This window comes from Salinivibrio sp. IB574 (assembly GCF_001996205.1).
GTDB classification, from domain to species: domain Bacteria; phylum Pseudomonadota; class Gammaproteobacteria; order Enterobacterales; family Vibrionaceae; genus Salinivibrio; species Salinivibrio proteolyticus.
On the sequence record NZ_MUFN01000023.1, the window covers coordinates 36,592 to 49,627 of the forward strand.

Here is a 13,036-nt window from a genome sequence, read left to right on the forward strand (position 1 = left end):
TTAGTACAGTTTGACAGTCAGTGGGATCTGTCATCCTGCGCTGTCCTGATCCCATCCATATCTAGCAGAAGTCATGCCGTTTAATCAGTTTGTGGATAGCGCGTCATCCATTGTCGTTCTTCACGCCAAGCGTTCAGTAGTACCCGTAACGAGGGCGGTGTGTAACCTTGCCGCCGCCACACCGCGCCAATCCGGTAAAGGTGGCGATACTGGCTCATCAAGGCACGTACTGCTTCGCAATAACTGCTGTCACTGTCCCAGATATGTGCGGGCTCGCTACTGGCACCATTGATTTCCACGATGCACAACGTCTCTCCTTTCATTAGCGACGAAATGTCGCGAAACTTGATATCAAAACGGCCAAAGTAAAAACCATCAATGTCGTTGGCAATCTCATCCATCTTTGCCCGCAGTTCAGGTGTCACATAGTGTGCTCCCTGTTTAAATAGCGCACCTCGACAGTGGCTACCAGAAAATGCCAAGGTCACCCGCTCTCCCTTTGCGATCACCGTATCGAGTCGGTGTTGATGACGAGCATGGTATAAGTGGGCACGTGTACCAATATCAGCATGCTGTTCAATCAGCGTTTTTAGCGTAGACACCCCATCGCCTATTACTGATGGCAAATACTTTAGCCCCAGAGAGATAATCTCACCGGTCGCTTCACCGGGATATCGCAGATAAAAGATCCCCGCCTCGGCAGGGTAAGGGGCAAGCGCTTGAAAAATAATCTTACGGTGGGTCGGGAACGCTTCAATGTAACGATGCAGTTTGCGCTCACTATCGATGTATTGCACACCGGCTCCTCGACATCCTTTATCCGGTTTAGCAACCAATGGAAAACTAATCGCTTGTTGCGCTAGCTTCTGCTGCAGTAACGACAGACTTGTTGAATCCACACCTTCAGGTTTCTGCCAACACACATAAGGGGCGATATATTGGTGCGCCACGTCCCCTGCGAGTGCAAAAATATCTGATTTCGCCTCCCCCACCATGCCAGATAAAAAAATGCCAGGGTTGGCCAATAGAGGGACAGTCACACTGCGGTAGTAGGCAGCAAGTACGATAGATTGCGCGACGACAGGGGTATAAAACGCCCAAGCGGGTAAGAATTCAAACCACCCCGAGGTACGTACAACAGGATAATCTGGCATACCCGTTTGTCCGGTCAGTACCGATTTAGGCTTGGTCATACTGCCTCTTTGTTAATTTTGGCAATGCTCTGCGGCGTAAAAATCGGTTCACCAGCACCAGTCCAACGACTGCGCCTAAAAACGCCCAGCCAGTCAGCTGCCGCTCTGCCAACCAAGGATTATGCTCAATCTCAAACGCTCCCCAGAAGATCAATCCGGTCCAGCACGCTGTCGCCACACCAACCGCGAGGGCAAATATCACTACCGAAATGGAGAGGAAACCACTAAGGCTATAAGCGACGGTCCGTAAACCTGGGATAAAGCGGATTAGGAATAAGTTGAGGAACAGTTGACGGCGGAGTGCATGGCGCGCTCTTCTTACCCCTTTTTGCGTCAGTAAGCGAGCCCGTAAACCTCGATACCGCCGCGCATAAAGGCCCAATAAGTACAAAGCCATATCACCGCTGGCAATGCCAATAAAGATTGCCAATAACGCAGACGGCCAAGGCAGCAAGCTCTGTACCGCAATATATGCCGCCAACGCGATAGCAGCGTCTTCTAGTAAGTATGACGTGGCAATAATAAGAAAAAATAAACCCAGCGGCGACCATGTCGCCAAACTGGGTATCAAACTCTCGATCATCGGCGAACTCCTCTCTATTAAACATAGACAGCAGACAGCCACGCTCGCCGACAAATGATTAGAAAAACGTGACTACATCCCGCCTGCAACATCAAAGAGGCTGCCGGTCGAGTACGAAGCGCTGTCCGACAACAGCCAAGCGATCATCTCGGCGACTTCCAATGTTGAGCCACCTCGTCCCAAAGGAATATTATCAGCGACGCGGGCGACGCGATCAGGCTCACCGCCGGCGGCATGCATGTTGGTATCAATCGGGCCCGGGCGCACAGCATTAACACGAATACCTTCGCGTCCAACCTCTTTCGCCAAGCCAATGGTTAACGTATCGAGTGCAGCTTTCGTCGCCGCGTAATCAACATACTCGTTTGGCGAGCCAGTTTTTACCGCAGCAGACGATACATTAACAATCGCCCCGCCACGTCCGCCACGCGATTGCGACATACGCAAGACGGCTTCACGGCAACACAAAAACGCACTGGTCACGTTGGCCTGAAACATCGCGTTGATACGCGCCGCATCCATCCCACTGACCGAAGACTGAGGCTGCATAATACCCGCGTTATTGACCAGCGCTGTGACATTACCTAAGCGGTTATCCGCTTCGCTGAACAAACGTGTTACGCCTTCCTCGGTCGAGACATCGGCTTGAACCGCAATTGCGTTTACACCAATGGCTTGGAGTTCATCAACCAACTCAAATGCGGATTCACTGTTGCTTAGATAGTTAATACAGATGGCATAGCCACGCTGTGCTAACAACTTTGCGGTCTCTCGGCCGATGCCGCCACTTGCCCCGGTTACAATCGCAACTGGATTCATTGCTACTCCTTTTCGCTTAATCCGCAGACACAGGCGGATGATACCCCATTCTTACCGCTCCCCAGTGTCGACCACCGACAAAAAGAGGAACCGACAAGTCATGCATCACTTCACCTGTGTCACGTTTATAGGTCTGCAACAGCATGGTATCAGTATGTTGCCCACAACGCCTACCTGTTCGGTCGTCAAATAAGCGTTTTGTACGGTTACCGGCGATATCTTGCGCATAATCACCGGTAAGAGGCTGACAAAATCGCTGATTATGTGTGGGTACATAGCCATTGGTATCATTCGCAATCACATAAACAATGTGGTCATCTTGCTCTAAAATCGGCTCTTGAATGGGGGGTAAGAGGCGATCACAAAAGGCATCAAAACGCGTGGTATATTTTTGCGGATCCGTATTGGCAATGGGTTGATACTGACGGTCGAACAGATCGGATTGGCTAATCGTGCCACTGCTAACCGCCTCCTCAAAGGCTTCTTGAATACGATCACGACATGCACAGGCGGCAGCAAAGAAACGCTGGTGAGGGCTGGCATCCGATAATTCTGCAAATACTGCATTGGTCATTTCGGCAGTATCCATCAAGCTCTCCGCTTCTTTGGTCAATGCACTCACTTGCTGATCACTACTCTCCAATCCGCTTCGCACTTGCGTGAGTGATGCAGAGATTTGCTCTAAGCTAGCACTGTTAGTGTTCGACCCCTCAGCAATTTGTTTCACCGCCCCTTCTACAGCATCGGCGCTGCTAGAAAGCTGCTGTAATAGCTGACCCACCTTTTCGACATTACTGGTTCCGGTATCCACATCTGTCGAGAGCGCTTGAATATACTCCATCACTTCACCAGATTCTGTCATGATCTGACGAATGATACTCGCCACTTCTGTAGTACTTTCAGAGGTTCGTTGCGCAAGTTGGCGGACCTCATCGGCGACCACAGCAAAGCCTCGCCCCTGCTCGCCGGCACGTGCGGCTTCGATGGCTGCGTTGAGCGCCAACAGATTGGTCTGCTCTGCAATTGCATCAATAACGTTGGCGACATCACTGACCTTATTCACGTTGGCATCTAACGCTTGAATGCGAGTGAGTGTGGTCGCTGTTTTTTGGTTGATTTGGCGCATTTCATCAATCGACGCGCTCAACTGATGGTATCCCTGCAAGCTTTGCTCACGCATTGCGCTAACTTGTTCCACCGCATCGGTTTGCGCTTGGCAATTTTGTGCTAAGGTTTGCTCGATATGCTGTGCTGTATCAGTAATTTCCACCACAGCCGCGTACTGCTCTGCAAGGCGGGTATTGAGAATATCAACCGAGTGCGACACTTCCGCCGCTGCCATCGCATTGGTCGTGGCACGATTGGCTAAACGTCCGACGGTTTCCACCGGTAAGGCATGCGTTTCAGGCTCATTCTCCTCATCCGTTGCCTTTTGGCCATGCCGTCTTTCTAACCAAACCACCAGCATGCTGAGCAATGTTTGTAACCCCAAGGCAACGAGCATCATTGCGGTGGAGATTGGCGCTGTGAGCCAGAGTCCAAACGCAATGATCACCGTTATCATTGCCATCGGGACGATCATCTTTATCAGCGGAACTGTTTCCTTGTTTGTCATTCGTCACCTATCCCTGTTAAGTCACTTGCCATCTGTGGCTATGCTTGTATTGAAATGACTAACACATCGCCACTCTGCCTTGCTTTATTTTTGTACACAATTTCATACTAATTACATGCTTTTTTGGCAAAGTCGGTGAATGAGATCAAATTTAGACCAAAGCCGTATAGGCCAAAATCGCAGAGTCCTCACTACAGTTCGAAAAACCTTGTGTTCCCATCTTAATCACGTAAAAGTGGGCTAAGCTGACCATAGGTTGTTGTTATTAACGAGAGACTCATGATTTTTAGTCGGCGAGTACGCCATTCCACTCATGCATTTTTGGCGCTTGCAGTCACTGGCTTTACCCTCGTGTGGTTTTCACTTGCCGTCCTCCCCGACAGCGAGCAATTCGCCATCATCTGGTACGCCTCCGCAGCTGGTGCTTTTGCGCTCACTTGCTTTCCTCGCTATGCATGGCCGATTGGCCTGCTTGGCTTTATCGTTGGCATCTATTATGCCGATACCTTAATGGATATCCCCTCGTCACTCAGTGTCAGTCTGGCCTTGGTTAACGGCTCGACTGCCTTACTGGGGTGTTTTCTTTACCGCACCATGCGGGTGCGCTTTGGTAATGCCTTGGAAGGGATGTGGCCGTTTATTCGCGGTATCGGCCCCACTATCGTGCTGTCACCATTGCTCGGTGCGGGTTTAGGTGCCAGCGTACTCTCCTTTCACGACGCGATGCATGTCGACTACGCATTGGGGCGCTGGTACTTGAGTGAATTTATCGGCTTTGTTGCCCTCTTTCCACTCTTATTAGTGATCAATGCCGAGCGCCACTCTAAACGACAAAACGCGCTGATTGTTCACACATCTCCCAGCTATTTATTAGCCAGCTGTGTGGCCTTATTCGCGCTGATTACTGCGGTGCTCTACGCTATCCCTTATCCATTTATCGCATTGACTGGGCTCTTTTGCCTCGCCGCCACCTTACAGAGCCGCTTGATTGGCCTGAGTACGATTGCTTTGGCGGTATTGAGCTTTGATGTGCTTAGCGCAATGGATGTCTTGACCTTTCATTTAGAAAGCACTGAAACAGCCTCAGTGCCTATGTTAGCCACAGCAGCGACCACGCTAGTCATTGGCGTATGTATGACCCAACTGGCTTATAGCTATCGCCAGCATCAACGCCAACACACCCAGCAACACTCCTTATTGACTCAGGCTATGCACAATTCATTGATTGGGATGGCGATACTCGACTCTCGCGGCTATATCCAAGATATCAACCAAAGCCTTGCGACCTTTTGGGGCTACCGACAGCCTAAGCTGCGCGGCGTCCATGTTTCTCGCTTTACTCGAGAGGAAGATCAGGATGAGTTGAAAGCCTATTTAGACGACTTGATCATTGGAAAAATTGACAATAAGCGGATGGAAAAACGCTTTGTCCGCAGCGATGGTTATGTTGTTTGGGGACGGCTCTCTGTTACTGCAGTACGTGATAAACACGCCGGACATGTTACCCATCTGATCAGCCAAGTCGAAGATATCAACCAACTGAAAGCGGCACAGCGTGAACAAAAGCGCTGGCTCGCACGCTGGCGGTTTGCACTTGATATCAACAAGCTCGCGGTATTCGAATTAAACACCCAAACAGGTTTACTGATCTTTTCTGATTGGTCTGCGCCCTTACTCGGCATTCAAGCCAAGAAGATTCGCACCTATCAAGCTTGGCTCGCACGGATTCATCCTGAAGACCGCCCTGCGCTTGAACAAGCCATGAAACTGCTTGTTGATGGCCATACTGAACGTGTCATTGAAGTATTCCGTTTTCAAAACGCATCAGGTGAGTATCGCTACCTTCGCCAATCTTCCGCTCGCCAAGACGATGACGCCCAAACTGTGCTCAGTACTGCGATTGATATTACCGAGCAGTACTTAGCAAATGTGCAAAACGATACGCTACGACGCCGGCTAGAAGCCGCCACACAAGCGGCTAACATCGGGATTTGGGAATATCACGTGCAAGAAGACCGCCTCGAGTGGGATTCACAGATGTATCAGCTCTATGACATAGCGACAGGCGCCGGTTACGAAACACTTGCCACCTGGCAACAACATATTCATGGTGACGACTTTCCACGCGTTCAGGACGAACTCACGCAAGCCTTAGCCAATATGGCACAGCTTGATACGCAATTTCGTATCATCGATCGGCAAGGGCACACGAGGTATTTGCGTGCCTTAGCGACGACGCAATTTGATGATAACGGCCAACCCATCCGCATGATTGGTGCCAATTGGGATAATACCGAAATTAATGAACTGAACGCGACGCTTGCCACCGAGCGTGAACAACTCAATGTGGTGATGAATTCTATTAATGATGGCGTGATCACCTTGGATGAGAAAGGCCATTTGGTCTATCTCAATAATACCGCCCTAAAACTTGCCAATTATCGTGAGCAGGCCCCGATAGGCCAATCGGTCGATGATGTTTTTTATCTTTTCCATCATGGAGAGCCAGTTCGCTTGTCGTACCTCAGTGAACAACAGCTCAACACGCATTTCGAAACCCATATTCAAGATGCCTACCGGCTCGTGCTCAATGACACCAAACAAGTGTATGTTTCTGTCGCCATCTCTCCTTTGTTAGGCGATAACGAGAAACAATCGCATCGTGGTTATGTGGTGGTATTGAGAGATGTATCAGAGCAGCACGCCTTAATGGCACAGCTCGATTACAATGCCAACCACGATCCTTTGACACAACTGCCCAATAGACGGGCATTTGAAGCCTTCATGGAACAGCACCTCGTGCAAGCGCGAGAGCTGGATATACCCTCCGTATTAGCGTTTATCGATCTCGATTTATTTAAGATCATTAACGACTCGGTGGGTCACCACGCCGGGGATGAAGTATTGTGCCAAGTCTCCCAAGCCTTAGCCGATAACATTCGCAGTGACGATGCGGTCGCACGCCTTGGCGGGGATGAGTTTGCGGTACTGCTGACCAATTGCAATCTGCATGATGCTAAACGCACGATCAAAACGCTTATCCATCGCTTAGAACAATTATCCTTCCCGTATGGGGAGCGTATTTTCTCTATCAGTGCCAGTGTTGGACTTGTTAATGTCACCGATAATGCACTTTCCCTTTCCGATTTGATGAGTCGCGCGGATGTGGCGATGTATTCAGCCAAATCCACAGGCCGCGGTCAGATCGTGGAATACGATGATATTTCAGGCTCGGCACAAGGACGGCATAATGATATGCAAATGGTCGGTAAAATCACCCGAGCGTTGGCCGAAGACCGATTCACACTTTATGGTCAGCAAGTTGCTCCGGTTGAAGGACCGACAGTCGAACACTGGTACGAGTTATTGGTCCGTATGGTGGACACCGATGGCAGCATTGTGAGCCCCGGGGAGTTTATTCCCGCCGCAGAAGCTTTTGGTCATATCCGCGATATTGATGAGTGGGTGGCGAACTATGTCCTGACTACTCGCGCACAAGAGTTGGCGTACTCTGGGCTAAGATTCAATATTAACCTGTCCGCCCATTCGATCAGTGACCCCAACTTCCAGGCCCGACTCAAACAATTGGTCGCCGAGTCTGTCTTCCCCACCGATAGGCTATGTTTTGAGATCACGGAATCAGCACTGATCAGCCACCTTAACTCCGCCATTTCTTTCGTTGACGAGCTACGTGCCTATGGCGCCCATGTGGCGCTTGACGATTTCGGCTCAGGACTATGCTCCTTCCACTATCTCAAACTGTTTAATGTCGATGTGGTCAAAGTTGATGGTCAATTTGTGGCAAACTTGGCTGATAAGGAAAATAAAATAGATCGCGTGATTATCGAATCCATCGTCAATATCTGTAATACCATGCAGTATAAAACCGTGGCTGAATGGGTCTCTGACGAAGAGAAACTCGCTTTGGTCAAAGATATTGGCATCGATTATGTTCAGGGATTCTTAATCGATCACCCCACGCCACTCGATACATTACTTGCCAAAAAAGCATTGAAGAAACAAAAAGATGTTTGATGGGGTTGCGTGATGCCGAAAAGATAGGCAATTTAAGCTTTTTTGCTTGGACTGCCTGTTATGAATCAATACACGCTTGCGGGGTGTGGAGCGATCCTGCTGTGGAGCAGCAATGTCGCCCTGATTCGCCACGTGACCGAACTGCTTGGCCCTTTGGGTGGCGCTGCTGCCATTTACTCTATCGCAGCGCTCTGCTTAGTACTTTTTGTCGGGACACCTAAACTCAGTGACTTTCCGCGTCGCTACTTGATTGTTGGCGGCGTGTTATTCGTGGTCTACGAGTTATGCCTTTCGTTGTCGTTGGCGTGGGCCAATACGCGGACACAAGCGATCGAAATGGGCGTGATTAACTATTTGTGGCCATGTCTAACCGTGTTTTTTTCCGTGCTCATCACGCGTCAAAAAGTCAGTCTTTGGCTTTACCCAGCCTTGATGGTCGCCTTTTTAGGCGTCGTTTGGACCGTCGGTGGCAAACAGGGGGTTTCTTGGCAACATTTAGTCGCCAATATTCACTCTAATCCATTGAGTTACACACTGGCGTTCAGTGGTGCCATCATTTGGGCCATATACTGTAATCTGACTCGCATGAGTGCGCAGGGAAAAAATGGTATCACTTGGTTCTTTATCGCCACCGCCATCACACTCTGGATCGGTTTCGCGCTCTCCGACGCGCCAGTACTTTCCGCTTCTTGGTCAGACATCGGTTATGTCCTATTGGCCGGTGCGGCAATGGGGGGCGGTTACGGGTTATGGAACCTTGGCATCCTTAAGGGCAACTTGGTGTTTTTGGCGACCTTGTCTTATTTCATCCCGGTTTTATCGACATTTTTGTCCGCCATTCTTTTGTCGACGGAACTAACGCTCACCTTCTGGCAAGGCGTGGCGATGGTGACACTCGGCTCACTGGCCAGTTGGTGGCTGACTCGTGCACCAACCCGCCACAACACACCGAGTACCGCAAAATCGCACTAGTCACACGGTAGTCTCCAGTCGCGTTCGTGACTGGAGACCGTTTACTGAGCCAGCGCCAACGCCGGTGTCGGAGCGCCGTAATAAAGGCAAATACGTTGACCATTGATGTCTTTCACATCAAATTCAATCTCATAAATGCTTTCCATCACCGGCTTCGTTACCACCTCGTTCACCGAGCCACTGGCAACCACTTCACCGTTTTTCATCGCAACCATATTGTCGGCGTAACATGCGCTAAAGTTAATGTCATGCATCACCACCACCACGGCTTTATTATGGCGGTGCGCCAAGTCACGCACCGTCTGCATAATGGCCACAGAGTGGCGAATATCGAGGTTATTTAACGGCTCATCCAAAAAGATGTAGTCGGTATTTTGCGCTACGACCATCGCAATGAAGGCCATCTGGCGCTGGCCCCCACTCAGCTCATCGATAAAGCGGTCTTGGAGCTCCTCCAAACCAAGCTGCGCGATGGCATCATCAATGATCCGATTATCGTCGTCACTTAAACGGCCTTTTGAGTGAGGAAAACGACCAAACGCGACCAATTCACGAATGCGAAAGCGCATATTGATATTATTGGACTGGCGCAACACCGCAAGACGTTTCGCCAATGCTTCACTGCTCCACTCGGCCAACGGCTTCTCACCAATTAAAACCTGCCCCGCATCACTGTCAGTCAGTCGACTGGCCATCGATAACAAGGTACTTTTTCCTGCGCCATTGGGCCCTATGATTGCAGTCACTTTTCCCGGTGGAAACAGCACGCTGGCTTGGTCAACTACCTTGGTTTGCCCATAGGATTTAGAGAGTTCGATCAGTTCAATCATAATGGTTAAAACTTATTTTTAGTCAGCAGGTACAGGAAGTAACTCCCGCCAACAAAGTTGATAATGACACTGACAGTGGTTTCAAAGCCAAACCACTGCTCAACAACAAACTGACCGGTTAGCAACAAGAACACGGCCAAAATACTGGTAGCGATAATCAAGAAACGGTGCTGATAGCTGATGAACATTTGTCGCGCGAGGCTAACCACAATCAAGCCAAAGAACAGCACTGGGCCGACAAGCGCCGTTGATACTGCAATCATCACCGCGATAATCATCATCACTTTAAGGGTCAGACGGCGAATATCGACGCCAAGACTAATCGCGTTGTCTTCTCCTAGCCAGCACACATCCAATTGATTGGCATAGCGATAAAGTGCGAGCAAGCACAATGCGAGCACCGGAACACTCATGTACACCAAATCACGGTTCGCATTGTTAAAGCTTGCGAACATCGCATCTTGCAGCACCGCAAACTCACTCGGGTCGACCAGCAAGGTAAAAAACTGACTGATGCTGCCAAACACACTCCCCAGCACGATACCAATCAAGAGTAAGGTGTAAATGTTCGCGCGTCGGCGTCGAAAATACAGCGTAAATAAAACCGTGGCGCTAATCGTCATTAAGATCACGCATACCACAAAATTTAAATACGGATTAATCAGCAATACGCTGGATGCGCCAAATACCACCAGCAAGGTTGTTTGCAACAACATGTACAAGCTATCGAAGCCAAGAATCGACGGTGTAAGAATGCGATTATTGGTAATGGTTTGGAACACTAACGATGACGCCGAAATAGCCACTGCTGCGAGGGCGATCGCCAATACTTTCGGGGTTCGACGCGAGAGAAAATAGGCATAGTTATCCGCAGTAAGGCCATGACCCAGAAAGTATCCAGCGACGGCCAACGTACCGAGGAAGACAAGAGAGAGTTTAACCACATCACGCATTGGCTTTATCCCTCATGACTAAATAAATAAAGACCGCGCCCCCAAGAATGGAAATGATCATTGCGATCGGCACTTCGTAAGGGAAAATCAACACTCGACCTAAAATGTCACAGCTCAACACCAGCACAACGCCCCAGAATGCAGTCCATGGCAGATTGCGTTTAATGTTATCGCCCATAAATAAGGACACCACGTTGGGAACAATCAGGCCCAAGAAAGGAATCACCCCTACGATCATCACCACGGCCGAAGACAAAAGCGCCACGACCATCACGCCGAACAGCACCACTTTTTGGTAGTCCAAGCCAATATTTTTAGCAAAGCTTTCGCCAATACTGGCGGCGCTGAATTGACTGGCATAGGCGTAAGCAATGGCACAAACAGGCACAGCGACAAACAAGATTTCGTAGTTACCCGACAGCACGGACGAAAAGTTGGCGACCGTCCATGCCTGCAAGGTCTGAATCAGGTCGTATTTGTAAGCAAGAAACTGAGTGAGCGAAGACACCACGTTGCCGTACATGATGCCTATCAGCGGTACCAGCACCGTGTTTTTGAATTTGAGGCGCTGAAGAAAACGAACGAATAACCATGTGCCCGCCATGGCGGTCCCGACAATCATGGCCAAGTCCAACCACTGGCTCGCGCCGGCAAAGACCACCAGCGTCAACACATAACCCAGTAGCGCACAATCAATGGTGCCAGTAGTATCAGGTGAGGCAAATCGGTTTTGACAAATCTGCTGCATGATTAAGCCGGCAACACTGAGGCCGGCACCCGCCAAACAGATGGCCAATAATCGCGGAATTCGACTGGTGGTAAAAATGGTCCACGCTTGCGCATCGCCTGCGAGTAGATTTTCAATCGATACGTGCGCCACCCCTATCGAAATCGATAACAGCGCGAGAATCACGAGTACGGGTATAGAAAGGTATTTCACAACACAACTACCGTTGAGACGCTTACAATCACAAAGACCCGGGGAATGCCCGGGTCAATATTAGCCAGTTATTTGGCGGTTAAAGAACGCGATTTACATCGTCGATCATCTTATCCATCGCTGTCATACCCGCCATGGTGATGTACCACGCCGTTGGGTCTAGATAGCTAATACGGTTGTTCTGATGGGCTGGCGTTTTGTTAACCAGTGGATTATCAAAGCGCGCTTTCGCTTTACCCACACCTTCCCCGATGGCTTGCTCACGATCTAGCACAAGAAGTACATCTGGGTTGGCATCGGCAATATACTCGAAAGAAATCAAGTTGCCATGAGAGCCGGCGACCTCGACATCGTCGCTTTTCGCAGGTTTTAGGCCGAGCTCATCAAACACCATACCAAAGCGGCTTTTCTCGCCGAACATTGCCACTTTGCTACCGTTGCTCATCACCATCAACGCATTAAAGTTATCCGCAGCGGCTTTGTTACGTGTGCTAGCAATTTTGGCATCCATCTTTGCGATGATTGCTTCCACTTTGTCTTGTTTGTCGAAGACTTGACCTAGCATACGCCAGTTTTTCTGCACGCTCTGCCAGTATTGGTTGTAGTCTGCTTGGAACATAATCGTCGGGGCGATTTCTTCCAACTCTTTCATCAGGGAGGCCATACGTGCTTCAGCAATAATCAGGTCCGGCTTGGCCATGAAAATAGCCTCATAGTCCGGCTCTTTTACCGTACCCACGGCGACGTACTTTTCATCTTGGTACTTGTCCGCAAGATAGTCGGGCATCAGTGACTTGACCACACCCACAGGCTCAACACCAATACGATCTAACACGTCTAAGCTACCTTGGCCCAACACGACCACACGTTGTGGCACACCATCTATCTCGATTGTACCCATCGCATGCTCAATGGTTTTTGCCGCGACTTGGCTACCAAATAGTAAAGATGTCGTTAAGATAACAAGTTGAAAAATTGAACGAAAAGCTCGCATCGCTAGTTCCTCATCAAGGTTGATGGCAGCATGCTAGCGCAATTAAAAAACGAAGTCACGAATAGAAGTGAGAATCGTTCATATTTATAATTGTATTGATAT

The 13,036-nt window shown here is 49.6% G+C and carries 10 protein-coding genes; 2 read left to right on the forward strand and 8 right to left on the reverse strand.

Annotation, left to right across the window (positions count from 1 at the left end; genetic code table 11):
* Nucleotides 1-80: 80 nt before the first annotated feature.
* The 4 genes from BZJ17_RS12100 to BZJ17_RS12115 all read right to left on the reverse strand — a co-directional run bounded on the left by BZJ17_RS12100 (nucleotide 81) and on the right by BZJ17_RS12115 (nucleotide 4,165).
* Complete coding sequence (locus BZJ17_RS12100) at nucleotides 81-1,193, reverse strand: hypothetical protein (RefSeq protein WP_077640893.1); 1,113 nt, start codon at nucleotides 1,191-1,193, stop codon at nucleotides 81-83.
* Nucleotides 1,180-1,776 carry a VTT domain-containing protein gene (locus BZJ17_RS12105; protein WP_077640894.1) on the reverse strand — a complete coding sequence of 199 codons (597 nt, stop codon included), beginning with the start codon at nucleotides 1,774-1,776 and terminating at the stop codon, nucleotides 1,180-1,182. The genes BZJ17_RS12100 and BZJ17_RS12105 overlap by 14 nt, the downstream gene beginning before the upstream one ends.
* 72 nt (nucleotides 1,777-1,848) lie before the next feature.
* Nucleotides 1,849-2,595, reverse strand: coding sequence for an SDR family oxidoreductase (locus BZJ17_RS12110; RefSeq protein WP_069586721.1), 747 nt, complete (start codon nucleotides 2,593-2,595; stop codon nucleotides 1,849-1,851).
* Between the two features lie 16 nt (nucleotides 2,596-2,611).
* Nucleotides 2,612-4,165: a methyl-accepting chemotaxis protein gene (locus tag BZJ17_RS12115; RefSeq protein ID WP_198534160.1), complete on the reverse strand. Its 1,554-nt coding sequence runs from the start codon at nucleotides 4,163-4,165 to the stop codon at nucleotides 2,612-2,614.
* A gap of 324 nt (nucleotides 4,166-4,489) precedes the next feature.
* Here BZJ17_RS12115 and BZJ17_RS12120 point away from each other — a divergent pair, with 324 nt between their 5' ends.
* Nucleotides 4,490-8,245, forward strand: a complete 3,756-nt coding sequence (locus BZJ17_RS12120; RefSeq protein ID WP_077640896.1) for an EAL domain-containing protein — start codon at nucleotides 4,490-4,492, stop codon at nucleotides 8,243-8,245.
* 60 nt (nucleotides 8,246-8,305) lie between these two features.
* Nucleotides 8,306-9,217: an aromatic amino acid DMT transporter YddG gene (gene yddG / locus BZJ17_RS12125; RefSeq protein WP_077640897.1), complete on the forward strand. Its 912-nt coding sequence runs from the start codon at nucleotides 8,306-8,308 to the stop codon at nucleotides 9,215-9,217.
* A gap of 41 nt (nucleotides 9,218-9,258) precedes the next feature.
* Here yddG and BZJ17_RS12130 read toward each other — a convergent pair whose 3' ends face one another.
* The 4 genes from BZJ17_RS12130 to BZJ17_RS12145 form a co-directional block, all read right to left on the reverse strand.
* Nucleotides 9,259-10,047 carry an ATP-binding cassette domain-containing protein gene (locus BZJ17_RS12130; RefSeq protein ID WP_077640898.1) on the reverse strand — a complete coding sequence of 263 codons (789 nt, stop codon included), beginning with the start codon at nucleotides 10,045-10,047 and terminating at the stop codon, nucleotides 9,259-9,261.
* Nucleotides 10,048-10,052: 5 nt separating this feature from the next.
* The gene (locus BZJ17_RS12135) at nucleotides 10,053-11,000 is read right to left on the reverse strand and encodes an iron chelate uptake ABC transporter family permease subunit (protein WP_077454880.1); all 948 of its coding nucleotides are present in this window, start codon (nucleotides 10,998-11,000) and stop codon (nucleotides 10,053-10,055) included.
* The gene (locus BZJ17_RS12140; RefSeq protein WP_069586726.1) at nucleotides 10,993-11,940 is read right to left on the reverse strand and encodes an iron chelate uptake ABC transporter family permease subunit; all 948 of its coding nucleotides are present in this window, start codon (nucleotides 11,938-11,940) and stop codon (nucleotides 10,993-10,995) included. Before BZJ17_RS12140 ends, BZJ17_RS12135 begins: the two co-directional genes overlap by 8 nt.
* A 79-nt stretch (nucleotides 11,941-12,019) precedes the next feature.
* A complete protein-coding gene (locus tag BZJ17_RS12145; protein ID WP_205907452.1) occupies nucleotides 12,020-12,934 on the reverse strand; it encodes an ABC transporter substrate-binding protein in 915 nt (304 codons plus the stop codon).
* Nucleotides 12,935-13,036: the final 102 nt, after the last annotated feature.

What these genes read in the sequence shown, in the direction of transcription:
- BZJ17_RS12100 (WP_077640893.1), bottom strand. Translation starts at nt 1,193, where the DNA reads ATGACCAAGCCTAAATCGGTACTGACCGGACAAACGGGTATGCCAGAT.
- BZJ17_RS12105 (WP_077640894.1), bottom strand. Translation starts at nt 1,776, where the DNA reads ATGATCGAGAGTTTGATACCCAGTTTGGCGACATGGTCGCCGCTGGGT.
- BZJ17_RS12110 (WP_069586721.1), bottom strand. Translation starts at nt 2,595, where the DNA reads ATGAATCCAGTTGCGATTGTAACCGGGGCAAGTGGCGGCATCGGCCGA.
- BZJ17_RS12115 (WP_198534160.1), bottom strand. Translation starts at nt 4,165, where the DNA reads ATGGCAATGATAACGGTGATCATTGCGTTTGGACTCTGGCTCACAGCG.
- BZJ17_RS12120 (WP_077640896.1), top strand. Translation starts at nt 4,490, where the DNA reads ATGATTTTTAGTCGGCGAGTACGCCATTCCACTCATGCATTTTTGGCG.
- yddG (WP_077640897.1), top strand. Translation starts at nt 8,306, where the DNA reads ATGAATCAATACACGCTTGCGGGGTGTGGAGCGATCCTGCTGTGGAGC.
- BZJ17_RS12130 (WP_077640898.1), bottom strand. Translation starts at nt 10,047, where the DNA reads ATGATTGAACTGATCGAACTCTCTAAATCCTATGGGCAAACCAAGGTA.
- BZJ17_RS12135 (WP_077454880.1), bottom strand. Translation starts at nt 11,000, where the DNA reads ATGCGTGATGTGGTTAAACTCTCTCTTGTCTTCCTCGGTACGTTGGCC.
- BZJ17_RS12145 (WP_205907452.1), bottom strand. Translation starts at nt 12,934, where the DNA reads ATGCGAGCTTTTCGTTCAATTTTTCAACTTGTTATCTTAACGACATCT.